Below are 21,507 nucleotides of genomic sequence, written 5' to 3'. Positions count from 1 at the left end.
ACTTCATGAGAGCTTGAATGACTTGATCACCTTGTCTGCTACAGATATGTCTAGATTGTCCGGTACGGAGATGTAGGCCAGCGCCGGACGGACGTTCTCGCCACGGTCGACGATCAGGAACGCGGCCCGCTCCCGCTTCCACTTCCAGCCGTTGGCCTCGGCCTGCTCGGAGAAGTCCAGGTCGAAGACGAACAGCCAGGCGTCCTTGCCGCTGACCTTGACGGCCTTGTCCTCGACGATCTTCCGGCTGTGCGGGGGGCTGTAGAAGGCGGGCTCCACGACCTGCAGCAGCGTCGCGGCGACCGAACGCATGCTGCCGACGCCCTGGTAGCCGTACTGGTCGGGAAGCTCGCTGGTCAGCACGTTGCCGAGCCACTTGTCGCCCCTGCCGTTGAAGTTCTCCTGGGCGACGGCGACGGCCGCGCTGGTCCAGACGAACCCGAGCCCGCCGCTGCCGCCGCCGATGGCGGGGGGCACCTCCCAGGCGCCGCCGGGCATCTCGTACGACAGGCCGGTCACCGGGTCCGTGACGCGCCCGTCCACCGCCTTGGGCGGCGCGCTCCCCGAGGGCGCGGGGGTCGTCTGCGGAGTCGGCTCCTGGCTGGGCTCAGGGCTCGCCGTGGGAGGCGGCGTCCGCGGCACGGTGGACTCGCCCGCGGTGTTCGTACGATCGGGGTTGATCAGGTACATCGCGGCGATCACGGTCACCACGATCAGGATCAGCACGCCTCCGCCGCCCAGGACCCACGGGAGAGCGCCGCCCTTGCGCGGCGGCGGCCCCGCCGGGTAGCCGTCGTACGGCGGGAGGGGCATCTGCGCCGTGTTGCCGTTCGGCGGCCCGCCCCACTGCGTCTGTCCCGTGCCCGCCGGTCCCGGCCCGGCCTGGTGGCCCCACTGGCCGGTGGGACCCGCCCCGTGGGGCCCTTCCTGCACGGGGGGTGGCCCCATCTGCCGGGGGCCGAGCCCGGTGGGGTGCGGTCCTGTCCGCTGGGGGCCGGGGCCCGCGAGGTGCGGCTGGGGGGAGGGGCCGGTCTGCGGCCCCTGCGCCGTGCCCTGTCCGGCGGGGGCGTCCGTCTGATGGGTGGCGTCGGTCCACTGGGAGCCGTCCCACCACCGCAGCAGCGGCGAGCCGTAGGGATCGGGATACCAGCCGGGAGGGGTCTGCGTGGTCATGGCCGCCAGAGTAGTAAGAACGGCTTTGTGCCGCATTGTGGACCTTGGTGATCACTCATGAACATTTATAGGTGAAGGTGGCTCTGTCCTGGAGCTTCTCCCCCTCCGGGACCGGTGAGAGCAACGTCAGGGTGGCGGTCCCCTTGAAACTTCCCTCGCCCTTGACCGTCCACTCCAGGCTCACCTCGTGCGAGGCCGTCCCGGACTCGACGAGGTCGGTCTGCGTGATCGGCTTCTTGCGGTCGCTCCGCTTCCACTGGTAGCGGACCTCCCCGCCCGCGCCGTTGGTGGACAGCACCCCGGTGATCCTGACCGTCGCGTCGCACCCCTGGGCCTGCTTCGGGGCGCTCACGTCCACCTTGGTCACCTCCAGGGGCGTCGCCGGACCCCGGAACAGCCAGAGCGCCAGCGCGCCCACGACCATCAGCGCGAGGATCACCGAGGCGAGGACCGTACGGCCGCGCCCGCGACGCGCGAGGGGGACCGCGCCGACGCCGAGCCTGCCGGAGGGCGGCTCGGTCCGCTGCTGGTCCCGGCCGGCCCGCCAGAGCTGGGCGGCCGTGGTCTCCGAGGGCACCCCGGGACCGAACCGCATGATCACGTTCCCGGCGTTCCCGTCGTCCCCGGCGGCGCGCGGGTCACCGCTCCTCGGGACGTGCAGCAGGGTGACGATCTCCCCTTCGTCGGGGGCGTCGGGGGCGGACCGTACGGGGGCCGGATGCCCGCCGGGGGCGGGCGAATCGTGCGCGGGCCACCGGTGCAGGGTCTCCACGAGCCGGTCGCGGGTGGTGAACCCGGACGGCAGGACGTCGCGCCCGGCGAGCAGCGCGTCGCGCGCGGGAGCGAGCCCCCTGATGGAGGCCGTCGCCGCCGCCCTCTCCAGCAGCTCCGCGGCCCCCCGGTCGGCCGACGCCCAGGTCGCGGCGAGCCCCCGGGCGAGCGACGCCCAGGCCGCCACGTCGCGTTCCGGCGCGGGAGGGCGGCCTCGCAGGGCGTCGGCCAGCCCCCGCTCCGCGAGCAGCGCCGACCCGTCCGGGGCGATCACCACCGTGCCCGGGTGGAGCTCCCCGTGGGCGAGCCCGGAGGAGTGCAGGGCCAGCAGCGCCTGCGCGGTCTCCACCAGGACGGTGGCCGCGCTGCCCGCGTCGGGCCGGGGTGCCCCGGGCCGGCCCGCCGAGAGCAGGTCGCCCACCGTCGGCCCGGCCGGTTCGGAGGTGATCAGCCAGATCTCGTCCCTGGCCGTGATGAGGTCGGCCACCGGGACCAGGCCGGTCACGCCGCTCTGCGCGAGCCTGCGGTCGGCGACCACGGCCGCGACCAGCCGCTCGCGCGCCGAGGGATCGGCGACCAGCCGAGGATCGAACCTGAGCGCGCTCCCCGGCCGCCCGTCGGCCGCGACGGCCGACGACCAGGTCCCCAGGTCGTCCGCCCAGGTACGGCCGGTCAGCCGGAACCCGGCGACGCCTCCGCGATCGGTGCTCATGGGTCGGTGTTCATGATCGCGATCGTTCCCCTGTCTACCGGCGTTTCCGGTGCCGTCCCGCCATGCCGCGCCTGACGGCCAGTGTGAAGGGTACGGCGCCGCTCGTCACCAGGCCCAGCGCGAGGAACGCCGCGGGAGCCGTCTCCAGGGGCGGCAGGGGCGAGGAGGTGAGGCTGGGCGTGTCGGTGCCCGGTGACGAGGGATCCGTGACGGTGGGGGAGGGCGGGGGCGAGGTCACGGTCGGCTCCCCCGTCGGCTCGGTGGGCCGGGTCGTGGGCCGGGTCGGGCGGGTCGTGGGCTGGGGCGGGGCGGTCGTCGGCCGGGTCGGGGTGGCCGACGGCGGCCGGGTCGTGGGACGGCCGGGGTCGCGGGGGCCGTCCAGGGTGGTGTTCTCGTCCGGGGTGGGGGCCGTGGACGGCGGCGCCTGCGTCTGCTGCCTCGTCGGCCGGGTGGTGGGCCTTCTGGTGGGCCTCGCCGACGGGGTGGGTGTCGCGGCCGCCGACGTCGCGGTGGGCGCCACGGGCGGAAGACCCGAGGTGGCGGTGGTGCTCGGGGTCGGCGTCGGGGTGGGCGTGCCCGCGGACGGCGTCTCCTCCACCGGCTCGTCGATCTCGTCGGTCTCGTCCTCGGGGGCGAGCGTCTCCAGCGGCTCCGAGGGGGTCGGGCTCTGCGAGGTGACAGAGCTCTGCGACTGGATCTCGGTGGGGTCACCGGAGCCGACCAGCACCGCGGTCAGCCCGCCGATCACCGCGATGCAGCCGACGCCGACGAGGATCTTGACGCTCAGCCTGCCGACCGAGGAGGTCCTCTCGACGCCGCCGCCACTGTCGCCGCCGAGCTCGGTCATGGCCAGCGAGGTGTCGGCTCCGGGGACGGGCGCGTCCATCGGGAACATCGCGGCCAGCAGCCCGGCGATCCCGGCCAGGCGGCGCCGGCCGCGCTCCTGCCACTCGGGGCCGTAGGCGTCGGCGGCCACCGCCTCAAGCTCGGTGAGGAACGCGCTGGCGGTCGGCGGCCGGTCGGCGGGGTGCTTGGCCAGGCCGCGCTCGACCAGCCCCTGAAGGGCGGGGGGCACCTCCTCGACCGGCGGCGGCATGACCTGGTGCTGACGGGCCAGCGCGGCGATGTTCGTGGCCCGGAAGGGGCGGGTGCCGGTCAGGCACTCGAAGAACACGACGGTGGCGGCGTAGACGTCGGTGGCGGGCCCGGCGGGTCCGCCCACCCACTGCTCGGGAGCCATGTAGGGCGGCGTACCGGCCGGGGTGTCGCCGTCGCCGGAGCGGACCGCGATGCCGAAGTCGACGAGCTTGCTCCGCCCGTCGGCCTCCACCATCACGTTCTCTGGCTTGAAGTCGCGGTGCACCACGCCCGCCGAGTGCGCGGCGGCCAGTCCCAGGAGCGAGCCCTTGAGCACGAGCAGCGCCGCCTCGGGACCGGTCGGCCCCTCCGAGCGCAGCAGCGCCCGCAGGGCGACACCGTTGACCAGCTCCATGACGATGGCCGCGCCGTCGCCGCTCTCGACGTAGTCGTACAGCCGGACGGAGTGCGGGCTGCTCAGGGCGTTGAGCACCCGCGCCTCGTGCCGGAAGCGCGCGACGAACCCGACGTCGCTCCTGAGCTCGTCGGACAGATACTTGATCGCCACCATGATGTCGTCGGCGTCGTGCCGAGCCATCACCACACGCCCGGCCGCACCGGAGCCCAACTCGCGGATCTCGGTGTATCCGGGGACTCGCCAGGCCGATGGCGTGCCGTACATAACGGTCTCCTCAGTTGTCTGGGCCCCCACCCATAACAGACGGACCGTAGCCTAACCATAGATAGCCGCATTCCGCTCATTAACCGTGAATCAGTCTCAAAGGGTGGAGCTGATCAGTGGTTATCCGCTATAAGCGGGCCGATCCCCCCGGTGGTGGAGGTATGACCGAAATACCGGTTTTCGGGCTTACGTTGCGGGTGGCCGACGGTTTCACGGTGGCCCTCGGGGCGCGGGTGACCGTCGCCTCCGGCCGGGGGCGCGGATCGCGGGTGGCCGTGGGGTTCGGCGCGGGACGCGGGGTGCGGGTGGCCGTGGGCCTCGGTGTGGGGCTCGGCGCGGGCGCGGCCGTCCTGGTCACCTCAGGGACCGGCCTCGGCGCGCGTGTCGGCCCGGCGCACGGGGAGGTCCTGCCGCTCGCGCCGCTCGTACGGCCCGAGGGGAGGCCGGTCACCACCACCCTCCAGGGGGATCCGCACCCCACCCGGGGGAAGCCGAACCTGACCGTGGGCGAGTAGCTCGTCGCCCCCGACAGCGGCACGACCGTCCTCCGTACGGCCCGGCCCGCGCGGAAGACCACGCGCAGGCGTACCTGCCGGGCGTTCGCGGTGTCGACCAGGACCGAGACCCGGGCCGCGCCCCGCGCGCCGACCCGGGCACGCAGCACCTCCACCCGGCGCACCCCCGTCTCCGGCGGCGCGGTGGAGGGACCGGTCGTCGGCGTCGGCGGAGGCGTCGGCGGGGAGGCGGACGGCCGGGGCGTCGGCCCACCGGACGTCTCGGCGGCGGTGGGACCCGTGGAGGGAGTGCTCCGCCCGGACGGCGAGGCCTGCCCGGCGGTGGGGTCGGGGGACGCGGCCGGTCCGGCGGGCGCGGGAGGGGAGAACGTCGCGGAGGAGGGCGCGGGCAGGGGCGGCGGCACCTGGCTCCGCGGGCCGGGCGAGGGAGGCGTGGGCGGGGCCGCGGCGGCCACGTCGATCCTGTGAGGTCGCTCGGGCCCTCCCGAGGTCAGGGCGTACACCCCGGCGCCGCCCGCGACCAGCACCACCCCCGCGGCACCCAGCGCCACCCCGGCGGCCTTCGAGCGCAGCGTGCCCAGCGTCGTCCTGAACAGCGTGGTCCCGGCCACGGGGGCGGGGGCGCCGGGCGGGAACAGCGACGGGAGCAGCGCCGCCAGGGCGGCCAGCCCGGCCCGCCCGCGCTCCTCCCACTCCTCCCCGTACCCCGCGACCGCGGCGCCCTCCAGCTCCGTCAGGAACTCCCCGGCGGTGGCCGGACGGTCACCGGCCCTCTTCGCCATGCCCCTGGCGACCAGGGACCTGACCGGCTCCGGCACGTCGCCCACCGGGATCGGCGCGGTCATGTGCTGGTGCATCAGCACCACCCGCTCACCGGAGGGGTACGGGCGGCGCCCGGCCAGGCACTCGAAGAAGACCGCCGTCGCGGCGTAGACGTCGGAGGCGGGAGAGGCCGGGGCGCCCGCCCACTGCTCGGGAGCCATGTAGGGCGGGGTGCCCGCGGCCCTGCCGCCCCCTCCGGCCCGTACGGCGATGCCGAAGTCGACCAGCTTGCTGGCGCCGGTGGCCTGGACGAGCACGTTCTCCGGTTTGTAGTCGCGGTGCACCAGCCCGGCCCCGTGGGCGGTGGCCAGCCCCGCCAGCGAGCCCTTGAGCACCGCCAGCGCCGCCTCCGGCCCCGTCGGGCCGTGCTCGCGCAGCAGCGCGCGCAGGGAGACGCCGTCGACGGCCTCCATCACGATGGCGGCCCCGCCGGGCGTCTCGACGTACTCGTACAGCCGGGCCACGTTCTCGTCCGCCAGCTCCACCAGGAGCCGGGCCTCCTCGCGGAAGCGGGCGAGGAAGCCCGGGTCGTCCCTGAGCCGCTCGGCCAGGTACTTGATCGCCACCCGGGTGCCCGACTCGTCGTGGCGGGCGAGGACCACCCGCCCGCCGCCGCCCGCGCCGAGCTCGCGCAGCTCGGTGTAGCCGGGGGGTGTCCAGCCGATGGCCGTCATGGCCGCCTCCATGGTTCGCTCGTCATGGAGACGCGTGGCGCGTGGGGCGGGTTTGCCGGGAAGGCTTACCGAACGGGCATGGTTCGCGACGCGATGTGCTCCGGCACGGCCGGGTCCCCGGTCAGCGCGGGGTCGGGCTCGGGGGTCCCCCAGACCTGGTGGAGCGGCAGGACCCCGGCCCAGATCGGCAGCCCGTAGTCCTCCTCGTCGTCGATCGGCGGGCCCTGGCGCACCTTCACCGACGCCTCGGAGAGGGAGAGGGCGAGCACCATGGTCGCGGCGAGCTCCTTGCCGGTGGGCTTGCGGGTGGCGTCCCACTGGCCGGGGGCGAGCTGCTCGGTGATCGCCCGCAGCCCGGCCAAACGCTCCTCGGCGTCCTCCACCCGCCGGGGACGGCCGTAGACCATGGCGGAGCGGTAGTTGATCGAGTGGTGGAAGGACGAGCGGGCCAGCACGACACCGTCCACGTGGGTCACCGTGACGCAGACCTCCTCCGCGTTGCGCAGGGAGGCGGAGCCGGTGGAGCCGTGCAGGTAGAGGGTGTCGCCGATCCGGCCGTAGCCGGTGGGGACGACCATGGGCGATCCTCCGGCCACGACGCCCAGGTGGCAGACCAGCCCGGCGTCCAGCACCGCGTACAGGTCCTCGCGGGAGGTCCTGCCCCTGTCCTTCGCGCGGTTGAGGGTGGTACGGGAAGTCGTAGAGAGCATGGCACTAACCTAGAAGGAAGTGGATATCCAGAACACGTCCACTTTTATGCTCTTACAGGAGACCACTTTGTCGCGCCCCTCCGTCGACCTGCCCGTATCGGTGGACCGCGAGGCCGGTACGGCGCTCGCCGTCCAGCTCGGCGACCGGCTCAGGGACGCCATGCGCGCGGGCGCCCTCGCCTCAGGGGAGCGCCTGCCCTCCACCCGCGCCCTCGCCCGCCAGCTCGCGGTCAGCCGCACCGTCGTCACCGAGGCCTACCAGCAGCTGTACGCGGAGGGCTGGCTCGAAGGACGCCACGGCTCGGGCACCTACGTGGCCGACATGGCGGCCCCCGCCGGGGGGGAGGGGACGCCACGGGAACCCGTTCCCTCGCTCCCCGTCGTTCCCGAGCCGGTCGCCGGGAGCGGGTACGGGAACGAGAACGGGCCCGGCGTGATCGACCTGCGCCCGGGAAAGCCGTGGGTCCACGACTACGACAGGGCGGCCTGGCGCAGGGCCTGGCGGGGGGCGGCCGACCTGCCGCCGGTGAGCGACCCCGATCCCCGCGGCCTGCCCAGGCTGCGCGCCGCGCTGGCCGAGCACCTCCGCAGGACCAGGGCGATCCCCGTCGGGCCGGAGAACGTCATGGTCACCCGGGGCACCGGCAACGGGCTCGACCTGGTCGCCGCCACCCTCCTGCGGCCCGGTGACCGGGCGGGGGTCGAGGAGCCCGGCTACCGCGTCGCCAGGAACGTCTTCGCCGGGCGGGGCGCCGAGATCGTGCCCTGCCCGGTCGACGAGGACGGCGTCGTCGTGGACGGCCTCCCCGGTGACCTGCGCGTCCTGTACACCACCCCCGCCCACCAGTACCCCCTCGGCGGGCGCCTGCCCATCCCGCGCAGGGAACGCCTCCTCGCCTGGGCCCGCCGCACCGGCGCGATCGTCGTGGAGGACGACTACGACGCCGAGTTCCGCTACGACGTCGCCCCGCTGCCCGCCCTCCACGGCCTCGACCCCGACCAGGTGGTGCTGCTGGGCAGCCTGAGCAAGGTCCTGACGCCCGACATCGGCGTCGGCTGGCTGGTCGCGCGCCCGAGTTTCGTCGAAGCCCTCGCCGTGACCAGGGACGCCCTGGCCGACCGCACGGGCGGCCCGGCCCAGCAGGCGGTGGCGGTGCTCCTGGAGAAGGGGGACCTGGACCGGCACCTGCGTCGGATGCGCCTGGAGTACGCGCGCCGCCGCGCCGTGGTCGTCGAGATCCTCGGCTCCAGGGTCATGGGCGACACCGCGGGCCTGCACGTCATGGTGGAGCTGCCGGAGCACGCGGTCACGCCCCTGGTCGAGGCCGCCCGCGCCCGGGGCGTGCTGCTCGACTCGACAGCCCGCCACTACCACGGGCCCCGGCTGCGGCACGGCCTGGTGATCGGCTACGGCTCCGCGTCGCGGGCCGACGTCGGGCGGGGCGTCTCGGTGATCGCCGAGCTGATCGGCTGACCGGTGAGCGGCCCGTCCGGGCGGGTCGCGGGAACGGCTACCGCGTGCCCCCGGCCTCCCGCCACCGGGTCCGCCACGGCGCGGAAGGACCGTTCCCACGCCGCGGCGGGACGTGTCACGCTTGCAGGGATGTTCTCAGGCGGCCGTACGTCTTGAGCGCGCGGTCGGCGGTGGTGCGCAGGAGCGGGCTGGCCAGGACCGTGCCACGCGCCTTGCGCACCGGCACCCGCAGCATCCAGTGGACCCCGGCGCCGGGGCTCAGCCGGGCGACCCGGCCCTCCGCGACCTCGTACTCGCCGTTCTTGAGCTTCTCCTTGTACTCCTTCTCGCCGCGGCCCATGTCGATGACCTCGATCCCGGCGTCGGCGGCCTTCTCCGCCATGGCCAGGTGGTGGATCAGGCCGGGGGAGTATTTCGCGAAGGAGGTGTCGTAGGCGGGGAACCAGCCCGCGAGGGTGGTGCCGGTGCGCAGCCCGAAGTGCCCGGCGACCGGCTTCCCGTCCGCGTACAGCATGTCGAGGACCCCGCCGAAGTGCTCGGTGTCGGTGGCGAGGAAGCGCTCGACCAGCTCCACGATCCACGGCCGGGCGAACCGGTCGGTGCGGCCGGTGCGGCGGTACTGCTCGGTCTTCCAGCCGAGCAGCGTGCGCAGCGGCGTCAGGTCGGTGGTGGCGTAGTCGTGCCGGAGCGGCCCGACGTCACGCTGGAGCTTGCGGCTCTTGTACGCCGTCGAGCGGTAGGTCTTGCCGGAGGTCGCCTTGATCGTCTCGATGTACGGCTCGAAGCCGTCGCGCAGATCGATGATCGGCGAGGGGTGCCTGTCGTGCCCCGGCTGGAGCAGCGGCTGCCCGGCGACCAGGTGGTCGAACTCGTAGACGGCCAGGCCGCACGCCCTGATCAGCCGTTGCGCGTCGATCTCGACGTCCTTGGCGTGCACCAGCCCCTGCGCGTCGGTCAGGCCCGCGGCGACCGGCATGCCGATGCCCATCGGATGACGCTCGAAGGGGAAGAACCCGACCACGTCCGCCCCGTCGTACAGCACCGCCACCCGCACACGTTCCTGGAGCGCGCCCACGGTGACGGTGAACTCCGGAGACAGGAACGGGGTGTCGAAGGCGGGGTCGGCGCCCTGAAGGGTTCTCCATCGGTCGATGTCGGCCGGGCCGAGGTCACGGGGCTGAACAATTGAGACGCGCATGAGCTCCTACTGGGATGTGCGGGGTCCCCTACGTCATCCTGTGAAGAATGCCGTAAAGCCCAAGCATGCTGGTAGGCACGTAATGTAACGATAAAGGACGGAACCGGGGTCGGGCGGCGCCCCTTGCAACGTTTCGGGATCTCATTGAGTAACCCCGGCTGGCGCCACTGACCCGAGTAACGTTCTAATTGGTGGCTATGAGCACCCCTGGCATCGACTGGCCACCCCTTGTCGGATGGATCGCGGCCAATGTCCCCGGCGCCGGCGAGCCTACCGGGGTCTCCCTGATCGCGGGCGGCAGATCCAACCTGACGTACGTCGTCGAGACCCCCGGGCGCCGCCTGGTGCTGCGCCGCCCGCCGCTGGGGCACGTGCTGCCGACCGCCCACGACATGAGGCGCGAGTGGCGGGTGATCTCGGCGCTCGCGCCGACCTCGGTCCCGGTGCCCGAGCCGGTCGCCTTCTGCGACGACCCTGAGGTGATCGGGGCGCCCTTCTACCTCATGGGATACGTCGACGGCGCGGCCGTGCGGACCCGGGAGGACGCCCGGGGGCTCACCCCCGGCCAGAACCGGCGGCTGTCCGAGCGGCTGGCCGAGGTGCTCGCCGCGATCCACGCGATCGACTACCGGGAGGTGGGGCTGGGGGACTTCGGGCGTCCCGAGGGATACATGGCCCGCCAGCTGGAGCGCTGGGGACAGCAGTGGGAACGGTCGAAGACCGCGGACATGCCCGCGTACGACCGCCTGGTGGCCCGGCTGCGCGAGCGCCTGCCCGCGCGGTCCGCCTCGACGCTGGTCCACGGCGACTACCGGCTCGACAACACGCTCGTGCGGCTCTCCCCGGACCCCGACATCCTCGCCGTCGTCGACTGGGAGATGTCCACGCTCGGCGACCCCCTGGCCGATCTCGGCCTCACCCTCACCTACTGGCAGGACCCCGGGGACGAGGAGCGCGCCTCGGTCCCGGTCGCGGCGGGCGTCACCGTGGCCCCGGGCTTCCTCACCGGCCGCGAGTTCGCCGCCCACTACGCCAAGGTCTCCGGCGCGGACCTGTCCGACCTGGACTTCTACGTGGCCTTCGGCAACTACAAGCTCGCCGTCATCGTGGAGGGCATCCACGCCAGGTTCACGCAGGGCAAGACCGTCGGCGAGGGCTTCGAGCACATCGGCGCCGCCGTCCCCACGCTGATCGACCGGGCCCTGAGGGTCCTGGGAGGCTGAGCCGCGGGCCTTCGGTAGAAGTTTCAAGCGTCATGCAAGCCGCCCCGGATACGCTGACGGCGCGGCGGGTAACGCTTGCCTGTGAACCATTCGGGGGCACCGTCACGCCCAATGCCGCTATGGAACGCTACATTCGTTGACCTGCGAGGATCGAGGAATCGGTGATACCGACTAACGGACGGCACCAGCGACGGCGCCCGGCCTGGCCGGTCGCGCTGGGGGCCATGGTTGTGACGGCGGCGCTCGTGGTCGGCATCATCGCCTACGCCGCGAAGCCGGACGTTCCCCGTGGGCAGACCATGACGATGGCCCCGACGGAGGCGGCACCCGTGCTGGCGGCGCCCCCCGTCTTCCAGGAGTGGCCGCGCTGGGGCATCACCCACACGGAGTTCAGCGCCGACAACGAGGGCGGCGAGGTCACCGAGGCCGCCTCCCACCTGCTGAGCCGGGTCCCGATGCTGCAGAACCAGCACATCATGGGCTGGGGCGCGGGCAACCCCGAGCCCGCACCGGGCAAGAACGACTTCCGCGACCTCGACCGCCGGATCAGGTTCATGTCCGGCTCCCAGGCCATCCCGATCATCACGCTGTGCTGCTCGCCCGACTGGATGAAGGGCGGCAGCTCGGGCAGGACCGACTGGACGCAGCTGGAGACCGCGCCCCGGCGCGAGCACTTCGACGACTACGCCAAGCTGGCCGCGACCGTCGCCAGGCGCTACCCGACCGTCAAGCACTTCATGGTCTGGAACGAGCTGAAGGGTTTCTGGAACACCCCGCAGAACCGCTGGGACATCGAGGGCTACACCGAGCTGTACAACAAGGTCTACGACGCCCTGAAGGCCGTCGACAAGGACATCAAGGTCGGCGGCCCCTACGTGTCGGTCGGCAGCACCACCGTCCCCGAGAGGGGAGCGGAGATCCAGGGCGCGTGGGGCAGCATCGTCCAGCGTGACCTGGAGGCGGTCAAGTACTGGATCCAGAACAAGAAGGGCGCCGACTTCATCGTCGTCGACGGCGCCTCGGTCACCAAGGAGGCCGGGGCCTTCCCCGACGAGTTCACCGCCCTGGGCAAGTTCGGCGCCCTCACCACGTGGCTTCGGGAGAAGAGCGGCGACCTGCCGGTCTGGTGGGCCGAGTGGTACGTCGAACCCAACAACAGCGACTGGGAGGAGGACCGCCGCATCGCCGTCCACACGGCCGCGATGATGGAGTTCGCCACCAGCGGCGTCACCACCTCCCTCTTCTGGAACCCCCAGCGCAAGTCCACCAGCGACGACCAGGTCTGCCCCGGCTGCCTGTGGCACCCGAGCACCGGCGTCGAGATGCCCATGGCGGGCATCATGAGCGGCTTCACCAAGTGGTTCCCCCTCGGGGTCGCACTGGAGACGGTCGCCTCCTCCAACGCGCGGGTGCGCGTCCTGGCCCAGGAGCGCCAGCTCGTGATGGTCAACACCACCAACGCCGCCGCCGCCACCGTCGTGGACGGCAGGCAGTTCCAGCTGAAGCCGTACGAGGTCAGGTGGAGCGAGCGCGCGGGAGCCTAGCTGGGTGGGTGATTCCGAGGGGAATCAGTGGCCATGGGCGGTCGGTGAGCACGGTATGGCCTGGCCGGACAAGCTGAGCGTGGACACCCACGTTCTATCTCTGCGTCCACGTCTCCGTGCCATTACGCCGTGGAATCACCCATCTAGTCGAACTCGCCGTTCCTGAGACCTTTGATGAAGCTGTTCCATTGACCCGGGGTGAATCTCAGGACGGGGCCGCTGGGGTTCTTGGAGTCCCGTACGGCCTGCCCTCCGCCGGGAAGTGCCGCGACCTCAACACAGTTATCACCTGAACCGGAATATGAACTCTTTCGCCAGGTGAGGGGCTGGGGGGAATTCATGAATACCTCTTAACCGAGTTGATCTATCAGGTTGGACAGGCGCGCCACGGACGAGTCTGGGCCCAGTGCGGACGAGCGTATGAGGTCGAAGATGAGCCTGTAGTGCTCAAGCTCTTCGGAGGTCTCCAGGTACAGGTCACTTGTCGCGGTCTCGATATAAACAATGCTCGGATCATTCTGATCCGGGAAGTTCAATATGGTGAACGCGCCGTCCATGGCGGCATGGGCTCCGACTGAATCCGGTAGGACTTGCAGGTAGATGTTTGGCTTGGCGCTCATTTCGATGATATGCCGCAGTTGCCGACGCATCACCGGCGGACTGCCTACCGTTTTGGTAAGTGCGGCTTCATCGATCACCGCCCACAACGTGGGCGGGGTCTCGCTGTACAGAACGGCCTGCCTCGCCAGCCGCGCCTCTACGCGGCGACGAATTTGGGCGTCTTCCATCACCCGGCCACCTTTGAACATGGCCGTGGCGTACTCCTCGGTCTGGAGCAACCCGGGCACGCGGAGATCCTCGTAAGTGTTGATCAAGGATGTCCCTGCTTCGAATCCGGCTAGGGATCCACGCCAAATGTCCTGGTAGTTAGCCCACCATCCCTTCTCGCGTGACTGGCGAGCCAGCGTCAGGACGGCCTCACGTTGTGTCGGGTCCGTTACCGAGTACAGGTCCAAAAGAGCCCGGATGTTCCCCAGATCGGGCCTGGTCCACTTGTTGGCCTCCATCTTGTTGAGGCGGCCACGTGACCACTCCAGTCGGCGTCCCGCCTCTTCGACGCTGAGCCCCGTCTGCTCGCGAAGACGGATGAGTTCGGCGGAGAGACGGCGTCGGCGGATTGTAGGACTCATCATGATTTCCCCTCTTATTTCGAAAATAGGACATATTGACGCATTGAAACTATCGCCTTGAAAGTATCTATGCGATCGGTCACTATCGAGAGAGTACTCGTAACCATGCGTGAGAGGGGTTGGTTTGAACGATCGCGAGCGACGCATGGAGAGCACGTCAGTCATGCACATGCGTGGCGTGCTGACCATCGAGATCGAGGCGAGGTAGATCCACGACGGACCTTTGATCGCGACTCGGGCCGACAGTCGACGCATCTGTGGGCCTACCTGGCGCGTGGCCGGGCGTACCCGCCGTGTGGCTTATGTGTATGCGCTCGTTTCTGTAGCAACGAGCGCAAACAATTCTCGGCGTCCTCGGGCATGGTGACGCAACCACCAGCCCGAGGACTGGATCAGGAACTCGGAGTCCTCTGACCTATGAAGAACCCTAGCTTCATCCCTCCATCCCCTGTAAGAGACGACAAGAACACCCGGGAGGCGTACTGGGATCTGCCCGCCGATCCCGAAACGGTCGGCGCGGCGCGTCGGGTGGCGCGTGAAGTGCTCGTCGCCTGGGGCATCTCCGCCGTGGCGGAGGACGTGACGATGGTCGTGTCCGAGTTGGTGAGCAACGCGGTCGTGCACGGGAGGGCGCCGATCGCCCTCTCGCTGCACCGGCACGGGCGGATCGTATGCGGAGAGGTCACCGACCACAGCGCCGTGTGGCCGAACCCGTTCCCGGCCGGTCTGGACGCGGAGCACGGGCGCGGGCTGGCGATCGTCGCGGCCTACGCCGACCGGTGGGGTGTCGAGTCCGCGCCGCAGGGCAAAACCGTATGGTTCGTCTGCGTGGAGCCGGGATCCCGATGAGCGGACCGCTGTCCGTTCTGGACATGCCCGGCGACGTGCGAGTCTGCGTGCGCTGCGGCACCCGCATCGTCACGCTGGCCGCCGCCGTACGTATGATCTGGGCCGACATCACCGACGACGTACTCCCGGCGGAGACCGTCGAACAGATCACCGCGCCGGTCGCCCATGTCTGGGTCGACGTACTGTGCAACCCGTCCTGCCCACCGGGCGGCCACAAGCCGTACCTGGCTGACCACGACGTCACCGTGCCGGGCGGCTCTTCCCCTGGGAGTCCCCGACCGACAGGGAGCCGCTTACCCACCCGAGATCAAAACAGCGGTACGGGCTGTTCGCCGCCGTCGCCGAGCGGTGAGTCGGCGACGTCCCGAAGCCCAGCGATGGTGAGAGTTCCACTGCCGGGTAGGTCACCGAGGAGTTCGCCGAGCAGGAGACCGGCACCGGCCGCGTCCCACAGGGCACGATGTGGTTGCCCGCCAGCAAGTCGAGTCACTTCGTCGGTGAGCTGGTAGTGGTCGAGGAGCGCGGTGAGGCTCCGCGACTGCTTGCCCTTATGGACGCGCCTGGCGAGTTTCAGTGTGTCGATCAGTCCGGCCGGGCGGATGCCGGGGCAGCGCGACGACAGCAGCCGCCAGTCCACGTGCACGTTGTGGCCGACGATGTACGCCCCATCCAGGCGGGCCGTCAGCTCTGGGGTGATGTGTTCCAGCGAGGGGGCGGAGGCGAGCACGTCGTTCGTGAGACCGGGCGAGGACCAGGGGCGACGCGGGACGTGCCGCCCCGGGTTCACGATCGAGTCGTAGGCGCCTCGCAGATCCGTGCGCCCATCGGACAGCGGAACTGCCCCGACTTCCAGGATCGCCTCGTCTTCGCGGTCCTGGCTGCCGGTGCCCTCCAGGTCAAAGGCGACCAGGCGCGCGGTAGTCCATGGCTGGTCGTGCATGGCGCGTCTCTCCTGGCGGGTCAGTCGTCGTCGTAGCGGGCGGAGGCGGCGAGGTGGTCCCGTGCCTCGTCGAGCTGCCGCCGCTCGTCGGGGCTCAGCTCATACCCTTGCAGAGCGCGGCCGTGTGCGGTGTGGACATGCGGGTGGGCGACCTCCCACACCTGCTCCAGCGCCGCACGCACCTCACTCCAGAGGAGTCGGCGGGCATCGTCGGAGGGGCGAACACCGGCCGCTGGTAGCCGCCAGTGTGCCATTCACTGACTCCTGAGCTTCATTCATGACATCACCGCAGGTCAAAGAGTTTACTAAGCCCCAAAGGGCCATACCCTTTCAAGTTTGGTAGCGCCTGTGGCATGGCATCATGCGCCCATGGCGCTCCCCGTAGCAGCACGGTTTCCCGAAGGAGTCACAGTGATCCGGCGCGATGTCTTCGATGGTCGGGTGTGGACGGCTTCCCCTCACCGCGTCGTCCACGACACCGGCCACGAACTCGCCCTGGCCTACTGGCCCGGTATCCGAAGTCTCGCCCCGATCACGTGGATCAGCTGGTCGCAGAACGAAGATGCCGCATCACGTGATGCGGCGGTCGTAAACCTCGCCGCCCGGCAATGGGAGCTGGGCCACTGGACGTGGCGCGAAAGCATCTGGCTCAGCATCCTCAGCGAGCACGCCTTCTTCAGTGTCAACCTGTTCTTCACCCCCGATCACCAGTTGGACCGCTGGTACGTCAACTTCCAACGCCCCTGCCAGCGCACCGCCACTGGAATCGACACCTTCGACCTGTTCCTCGATCTGGTCGTAACGCCGGACCTGGCGCGGTGGGCTTGGAAAGATGAAGACGAGTACCGCCACGCCAGACGGATGGGCGTCGTCACCGACGACGAACACCAGGAGGTGCAGGAAGCCCGTGACGAAGTGCTGGCGATGATTCAAGACCGTCGCGGGGCCTTCGGTGCCGACTGGCCGAACTGGCGCGCTAATCCCTCCTGGCCGGTCCCTGCCCTGTCTCCAGAGGTGTTGACGGCAGAAGGAGTCGTGAGCACGATATGACGATCAACTGGGCCGACCAGCGGGCACTCGTCATCGCTCCGCACCCCGATGACGAGGTCATCGGGGTGCGGCGGCCTCATCTCCCGGATCAGCGAAGCCGGTGGAGAGACGCATGTTCTGTACATCACCATCGGCGCGGACGTGCCACAGGCGGCGGCAGGGTTCTCCACCGAGACGGAGAACCGGGAGGAGATCGAGAAGGTCGCCGCCCACCTCGGCATCACGTCCTGGCACGTCGCGTTGCCGAAGGCGGCTCAACTGACTCTCGACCAGGTACCGCGCCTGGAGTTGTCGCGTGTGATCGAGGACACCACACCGATCTCGCTGGCCACGCTGAAGCCCACGCTGATCGCGTTCCCGCACCCGACCAGCTACAACCAGGACCACCGGGCGGTCGCCGAGGCCGCCATCACCGCGTTGCGCCCCAGCGACCGTCGCAGGCGACACCACCCGCCGGTGGTGCTGGCCTACGAGCAAGCCGCTGATCAGTGGCGCATGGCGCCCACCGCGCCGCCGAACTTCTACGTGACACTGGAGCCTCGGCACATGGACGCGAAGATCACCGCGATGGACCTGTACGCCAGCCAGCGCCGGGAGCACCCGCACACCCGCTCGGACGAGACGCTACGCGGCCTGGCCACCCTGCGCGGCATGCAGTGCGGCGCGGAGGCAGCCGAGGCGTACGAGTGCGTGCGGCTGATGGCGTAGCCGACGCGACCTACAGGCCGCCCTGCTCGGGCTGGCCGTCTCGCACCCACGTATATACGCGGGCGATGCCCTCCTCGATGGCAGTGGTGGCCGTCCAGCCCAGATCCCGCTGTGCGGCGCCCGCGTCCAGGGCGCTGCGCTGCAGTTCCCCGGGCCGGGCCGCGGCGAAGACCGGATCCACCACCCGGCCTGCGGCCTGGCCGATGTGCCCGACCAGTTCCAGGACGCTGGTCTCCTGGCCGGTGCCGATGTTCCAGATCCCGCCGCGCTCGGTGGCCGCCGCGGCGATGAACGCGGCGACGACGTCGCCGACGTACACGTAGTCGCGGGTCTGCACGCCGTCACCGAAGATCGTGGGCTGCTGCCCTCGGTGGGCACACCCGGCGAAGATCGCCACCACCCCGGCTTCGCCGCTCGGGTCCTGACGGGGCCCGTAGACGTTTCCCAGCCGCAGCGCGGTGTGCCCGGTGCCGTGCAGGCGGTTGAACAGGCCGAGGTACTGCTCGGCGCCGTACTTCGCGGTGTCGTACGGTGCCTCCGGAGCGGGCAGGACCCTCTCGTCTGAAGGGATGGGCGCCTGCACGCCGTACAGGGCGCCGCCGGTGGAGGCGAAGACCAGCTTCGCCCCCACCGCGAGTGCCGCCTGGAGCAGGTTGATGGTGCCGCCGATGTTGATGGCCGCGTCCCGGGCCGGGTCCTCGACCGAGGCTCTCACGTCGATCTGGGCGGCCAGGTGGAAAATGACCTGTGGCCGCACTTCCTCGGCCACGGCCGTGACCGCGGCGGTGTCGGTGATGTCCACCTTCCGCAGATCGATGTCGACGGGCAACCGGCCGGTGCGCCCGGTCGACAGGTTGTCGATCACGGTGACGGCGGTCCCCCGGGACAAAAGGGCATCGGTGAGGTGGGAGCCGATGAACCCGGCCCCGCCGGTGACGAGTGCGTGCATGGTAGGCAGCCTAGGGGGGCTCATCGTGGTGGAGGGGGGATTAAGAGAGTCCGGAGGGGAGGGTGGCCGCGCACCTGAACCCTGACGCCCAGGTGCTGTAGGCCGGGTCGCAGGCGATGCGCTCGGTGGTGCGCGTCTGCCAGCGCAGGTTCATCCAGCCGCCGCCGCGCAGCACGTCGTAGCGTCCCTGGGCTTGGCGCAGGATCGGATTGCAGTCCACCTGTTCGGCGTACAACCGGTAGGTGGTGGCGGTCCATTCGCCGACGTTGCCCGCCATGTCGGCAAGGCCGAACACCGAGTCGCCGTACGGGGAGAACGTGCCGACCGGTGTGGTCGCCGGGAGGTCACCTCGCCGCCTGCCCTGCTGGGTCCACCAGCGGCGCCAGCCGGTCAGGCCGTCCACTAGCTGGCCCGCCCAGTGGTCGGCGCAGTTGACGAGCCCAGGATCGAACTCCTCTCCCCAGGGCCACGGGTGCCAGGTCGGGCCGTGCGCGGCATACTCCCATTCCTCCTCGGTGGGCAGGCGACGTCCTGCCCAGACGCAGTACGTGTCAGCGTCGGCGCGGGCGATGTGCACCACCGGGTGCTGGAGGCGCCCCGAAAGATCACTGTCGGGGCCGGTGGGATGTCTCCAGCAGGCGCCGGGACGCTCTTCCCAGAAGGTCTCGCCGTACACCAGGCCGAAGCCGCGCTGCTCGGCCGCCGTCCGGTAGCCGCTGTCCTGGACGAAGACGGCGAAGGCGGTGTTGGTGACCGGGTGGCGATCCAGCAGGAACGGTGACACCCAGCGGTGGTGTTGCGGTGTTTCGTCGGCGAACCAGGACCGCGGGTAGGGCTGAGCGTCGCTGACCTGGTCCAGGTGGTGGCCGGGCGCACCGATCGCTACCTGCCCGCCCGGGATGAGCACCATCTCGCTGTTCTCATCGCCCACGTCAGCCTCCGGCCAGCGCGGGCAGCACGACGATCTCGCTCTCGGGTGGCACGGCGGTGTTCAGGCCGTCCAGGTCGCGGATGTCGTCCGCACCGAGGTAGAGGTTGACCCAACTGACCAGCCGACCCGGCTCGGCCAGAACCCGCGACTCCAGTTCGGGATGGGCCGCGATCAGCCACTCAACAGCGTCACCGACCGTTTCCGCTGCGCATTCCAGTTTTCCGTGGGGGATTCCCGCGGCGGTGCGCCACGCCGCAGGGATCACGATGACGGCCATAGCGGTCAAGCGGCCTGCTGGGCACGGACCTGGGCCACGGTGCGCTCGATGCCCATGCGCAACGGCACCGTCGGTGCCCAGCTGAGCAGCCTACGTGCGCGACTGATGTCCGGGCAACGCACGTGGGAGTCCTGCTGTCGGCCCGGGACGGTCTCGACAGCCCCGGAGCCGACCACCTCGATGACCAGATCGGCCAGGGCACGGACGGTGATCTCCTCGTCGGAGCCGAGGTTGATGGGGCCCGCCTCGTCGCTGCCGAGCATGGCCAGCAGTCCAGTGATGAAGTCCTCGATGTAGCACAGCGACCGGGTCTGGGCGCCGTCGCCGTGCAGCGTCAGCGTACGGCCCGCCATCGCCTGCCGGATGAACGCCGGGACCACCCGCCGGTCGTCGGGGTACATGCCGGGCCCGTAGACGTTGAACGGCCGCACCACGCCGATGTTGAGACCGTGCTCGCGCAGGTAGGAGAAGGTAAGGGCTTCGGAGAACCGCTTGGCCTCGTCGTAGCACGACAGCGGCGCCGTGGGATCGACGTTGCCGGTGTAGTCCTCGCTCTGTGGATGCACGAGAGGGTCGCCGTAGATTTCGGAGGTGGAGGCGAGCACGAACCGTGCGCCGTACTTCCTGGCCACCTCCAGCGTGTTGAACGTGCCGGTCGCTCCGGCGCGCATCGTGTCGATCGGGTGGCTCAGCACGACCTCGGGCCCGACCGGGATGGCCATGTGCATGACCGCGTCCACCTGGCCGCAGTCGATCGGCTCGGCGACGTCCTGCTCCAGCAAGACGAAGTTCTCCCTGTCAAGCAGGACGTCCAGGGCGGGCAGGCGCCCGGCCGAGAGGTTGTCCAGCGCGGTGACCCGGTCGCCCCGGTCGAGCAGGGCAGCGCACAGGTGGGAGCCGATGAATCCGGCACCGCCGGTCACCAGGATGTGACGTGACATCGTTCTCCTCTTTCTCTGGGATTTCAGATTTACGAGCAGATCGCCAGTGGCGGGGATGTGTCGGTGAGTTCGCTGGCAGAACTCGGCGTAGGTCCGGGTGCAGAGGATGAAGGTGTGTCAGTCGACGTCGACCGGCTTGGACGGAGACAACCGCACGTCCGGGTGGCGTCCGCACGCGATGAGGAACGCCAGTGCCTGCTTCACGATCTGCTCGGCGGTCTGCTGGGAGAGGTCCTCCTCGCGGGCGACGCGGCCGGTCAGGTGCCCGAACAGCAAGTCGGGGATGAGGGGTCGCGGTTGGCCAGTTCACCGGGGGTGAGTTGTGCGACGACAACCATGGCGGTGCTCTTTTCTCAGGCGGGTGAAATTTCGTGCTGCGCGGTACGAGCCCGCCTGACACCGCGGCGAGTCCGTACCGCGCCCTGTGCGACCTACCTCGCCGTGGCACTCGGGCGGCACGGGTGATGCAGCGCGGCGACCAGGAGTTCCGGCACTCCCTGCCGACGCACCGGTCTCACGACTTTCGGTTCTCGTCTGGATGGGGAACACGACCGAGGGCCTCGGCGATCAGCCGGGCGGCCTCGTCCACGTCGCTCACCGGAGCGGTCGTGGCCGCGTCCTGCGTGGCGGCGCTCAAGCCCGGTTTAATTTTCCAGGTGTAGGCCAAGACGCCGTTGTTTTCACTGACCCGTACCGTCACGTCGCTGGCCACGTGCAGCCCCGGCCCTTCGTTGTAGCTCATGGCCGGGTAGAGACGGTATTTATGCAAGCGGTTACGCAGGAGTTGGAGGGCGTCTCCGCGTACGATCATCGCTTCTATCAGCTGGTCTGTCGGCGTCTTGGGGGGTGGGATCACAACTGGACCCTCCCGCTTGCAAGGAAGCGCGCTCCCGGGATTTGTCGCAGCTGGTCTGGCGGCAGGCTGCGAGTCCTACAGGTTCCTAGAACCACATGAATCGGCAAGTCCAGGTGGCCGACCGCATCGAGCGTGAGTGGAATGACGCCTTGAGGCGGGGATCTTTGGAAAGGTGATTCCACCTGTTGAATGCGGAAGCATGGCGTTGCGAAGAACGCTACAGCGGCAACATCCGGGTGCG

The 21,507-nt window shown here is 70.3% G+C and carries 22 protein-coding genes; 6 read left to right on the top strand and 16 right to left on the bottom strand.

Going from position 1 to position 21,507, the window contains the following annotated elements:
- Positions 1 to 3: 3 nt before the first annotated feature.
- The 5 genes from ACW9TB_RS04740 to ACW9TB_RS04720 form a co-directional block, all read right to left on the bottom strand.
- Positions 4 to 1,173, bottom strand: a complete 1,170-nt coding sequence (locus ACW9TB_RS04740) for a DUF2510 domain-containing protein (protein ID WP_472746680.1) — start codon at positions 1,171 to 1,173, stop codon at positions 4 to 6.
- A 55-nt stretch (positions 1,174 to 1,228) separates the two neighbouring features.
- On the bottom strand, positions 1,229 to 2,656 hold the full coding sequence (locus ACW9TB_RS04735) for a protein kinase family protein (RefSeq protein ID WP_472746679.1): 1,428 nt from the start codon (positions 2,654 to 2,656) through the stop codon (positions 1,229 to 1,231).
- A 34-nt stretch (positions 2,657 to 2,690) separates the two neighbouring features.
- Positions 2,691 to 4,415 (bottom strand): protein kinase domain-containing protein, encoded by a 1,725-nt coding sequence (locus ACW9TB_RS04730; protein ID WP_472746678.1) that lies wholly within the window; start codon positions 4,413 to 4,415, stop codon positions 2,691 to 2,693.
- Positions 4,416 to 4,542: 127 nt separating this feature from the next.
- On the bottom strand, positions 4,543 to 6,426 hold the full coding sequence (locus ACW9TB_RS04725) for a serine/threonine-protein kinase (RefSeq protein ID WP_472746677.1): 1,884 nt from the start codon (positions 6,424 to 6,426) through the stop codon (positions 4,543 to 4,545).
- A 65-nt stretch (positions 6,427 to 6,491) separates the two neighbouring features.
- A complete protein-coding gene (locus ACW9TB_RS04720; RefSeq protein ID WP_472746676.1) occupies positions 6,492 to 7,136 on the bottom strand; it encodes a pyridoxamine 5'-phosphate oxidase family protein in 645 nt (214 codons plus the stop codon).
- A 67-nt stretch (positions 7,137 to 7,203) separates the two neighbouring features.
- Between ACW9TB_RS04720 and pdxR the strand changes: the two genes are divergently transcribed.
- Entirely contained in the window at positions 7,204 to 8,610 is a 1,407-nt protein-coding gene (gene pdxR, locus ACW9TB_RS04715) for a MocR-like pyridoxine biosynthesis transcription factor PdxR (protein ID WP_472746675.1), read from the top strand.
- 115 nt (positions 8,611 to 8,725) lie between these two features.
- On the opposite strand, the gene ACW9TB_RS04710 is transcribed toward pdxR, so the two are convergent.
- On the bottom strand, positions 8,726 to 9,808 hold the full coding sequence (locus tag ACW9TB_RS04710) for a GNAT family N-acetyltransferase (protein ID WP_472746674.1): 1,083 nt from the start codon (positions 9,806 to 9,808) through the stop codon (positions 8,726 to 8,728).
- A 197-nt stretch (positions 9,809 to 10,005) separates the two neighbouring features.
- Here ACW9TB_RS04710 and ACW9TB_RS04705 point away from each other — a divergent pair, with 197 nt between their 5' ends.
- On the top strand, positions 10,006 to 11,031 hold the full coding sequence (locus ACW9TB_RS04705; RefSeq protein ID WP_472746673.1) for a phosphotransferase family protein: 1,026 nt from the start codon (positions 10,006 to 10,008) through the stop codon (positions 11,029 to 11,031).
- A gap of 161 nt (positions 11,032 to 11,192) precedes the next feature.
- Positions 11,193 to 12,575, top strand: a complete 1,383-nt coding sequence (locus ACW9TB_RS04700) for a GH39 family glycosyl hydrolase (protein ID WP_472746672.1) — start codon at positions 11,193 to 11,195, stop codon at positions 12,573 to 12,575.
- Positions 12,576 to 12,718: 143 nt separating this feature from the next.
- Here the strand turns inward: ACW9TB_RS04700 and ACW9TB_RS04695 are convergent, their stop codons facing one another.
- Both ACW9TB_RS04695 and ACW9TB_RS04690 read right to left on the bottom strand, forming a co-directional pair.
- Positions 12,719 to 12,916 (bottom strand): DUF397 domain-containing protein, encoded by a 198-nt coding sequence (locus tag ACW9TB_RS04695; RefSeq protein ID WP_472746671.1) that lies wholly within the window; start codon positions 12,914 to 12,916, stop codon positions 12,719 to 12,721.
- A 9-nt stretch (positions 12,917 to 12,925) separates the two neighbouring features.
- Positions 12,926 to 13,765 carry a helix-turn-helix domain-containing protein gene (locus ACW9TB_RS04690; RefSeq protein WP_472746670.1) on the bottom strand — a complete coding sequence of 280 codons (840 nt, stop codon included), beginning with the start codon at positions 13,763 to 13,765 and terminating at the stop codon, positions 12,926 to 12,928.
- Positions 13,766 to 14,182: 417 nt separating this feature from the next.
- Between ACW9TB_RS04690 and ACW9TB_RS04685 the strand changes: the two genes are divergently transcribed.
- Positions 14,183 to 14,614, top strand: coding sequence for an ATP-binding protein (locus ACW9TB_RS04685; protein WP_472746669.1), 432 nt, complete (start codon positions 14,183 to 14,185; stop codon positions 14,612 to 14,614).
- A 307-nt stretch (positions 14,615 to 14,921) separates the two neighbouring features.
- On the opposite strand, the gene ACW9TB_RS04680 is transcribed toward ACW9TB_RS04685, so the two are convergent.
- A complete protein-coding gene (locus tag ACW9TB_RS04680) occupies positions 14,922 to 15,554 on the bottom strand; it encodes a 3'-5' exonuclease (RefSeq protein WP_472746668.1) in 633 nt (210 codons plus the stop codon).
- Between the two features lie 20 nt (positions 15,555 to 15,574).
- Positions 15,575 to 15,736, bottom strand: a complete 162-nt coding sequence (locus tag ACW9TB_RS04675) for a hypothetical protein (protein WP_472746667.1) — start codon at positions 15,734 to 15,736, stop codon at positions 15,575 to 15,577.
- A gap of 229 nt (positions 15,737 to 15,965) precedes the next feature.
- Between ACW9TB_RS04675 and ACW9TB_RS04670 the strand changes: the two genes are divergently transcribed.
- Positions 15,966 to 16,604 (top strand): ribonuclease FAU-1 family protein, encoded by a 639-nt coding sequence (locus ACW9TB_RS04670; protein ID WP_472746666.1) that lies wholly within the window; start codon positions 15,966 to 15,968, stop codon positions 16,602 to 16,604.
- A gap of 48 nt (positions 16,605 to 16,652) precedes the next feature.
- A complete protein-coding gene (locus ACW9TB_RS04665) occupies positions 16,653 to 17,312 on the top strand; it encodes a PIG-L deacetylase family protein (RefSeq protein ID WP_472746665.1) in 660 nt (219 codons plus the stop codon).
- 10 nt (positions 17,313 to 17,322) lie between these two features.
- On the opposite strand, the gene ACW9TB_RS04660 is transcribed toward ACW9TB_RS04665, so the two are convergent.
- From ACW9TB_RS04660 to ACW9TB_RS04635, 6 genes are all read right to left on the bottom strand, one after another.
- Positions 17,323 to 18,261, bottom strand: a complete 939-nt coding sequence (locus ACW9TB_RS04660; protein WP_472746664.1) for an NAD-dependent epimerase/dehydratase family protein — start codon at positions 18,259 to 18,261, stop codon at positions 17,323 to 17,325.
- A gap of 40 nt (positions 18,262 to 18,301) precedes the next feature.
- Positions 18,302 to 19,192: a formylglycine-generating enzyme family protein gene (locus ACW9TB_RS04655; RefSeq protein ID WP_472746663.1), complete on the bottom strand. Its 891-nt coding sequence runs from the start codon at positions 19,190 to 19,192 to the stop codon at positions 18,302 to 18,304.
- A gap of 1 nt (position 19,193) precedes the next feature.
- Complete coding sequence (locus tag ACW9TB_RS04650; protein ID WP_472746662.1) at positions 19,194 to 19,469, bottom strand: MoaD/ThiS family protein; 276 nt, start codon at positions 19,467 to 19,469, stop codon at positions 19,194 to 19,196.
- A 5-nt stretch (positions 19,470 to 19,474) separates the two neighbouring features.
- Positions 19,475 to 20,410 carry an NAD-dependent epimerase/dehydratase family protein gene (locus tag ACW9TB_RS04645; protein ID WP_472746661.1) on the bottom strand — a complete coding sequence of 312 codons (936 nt, stop codon included), beginning with the start codon at positions 20,408 to 20,410 and terminating at the stop codon, positions 19,475 to 19,477.
- Positions 20,411 to 20,527: 117 nt separating this feature from the next.
- Complete coding sequence (locus ACW9TB_RS04640) at positions 20,528 to 20,686, bottom strand: hypothetical protein (RefSeq protein ID WP_472746660.1); 159 nt, start codon at positions 20,684 to 20,686, stop codon at positions 20,528 to 20,530.
- A gap of 238 nt (positions 20,687 to 20,924) precedes the next feature.
- The gene (locus ACW9TB_RS04635; RefSeq protein ID WP_472746659.1) at positions 20,925 to 21,152 is read right to left on the bottom strand and encodes a hypothetical protein; all 228 of its coding nucleotides are present in this window, start codon (positions 21,150 to 21,152) and stop codon (positions 20,925 to 20,927) included.
- Between the last annotated feature and the right edge of the window lie 355 nt (positions 21,153 to 21,507).

It is taken from the genome of Streptosporangium sp. H13245 (assembly GCF_055690525.1).
The sequence above is the reverse complement of the archived record's forward strand: the minus strand, read 5'-3'. Positions and strand labels throughout refer to the sequence as shown.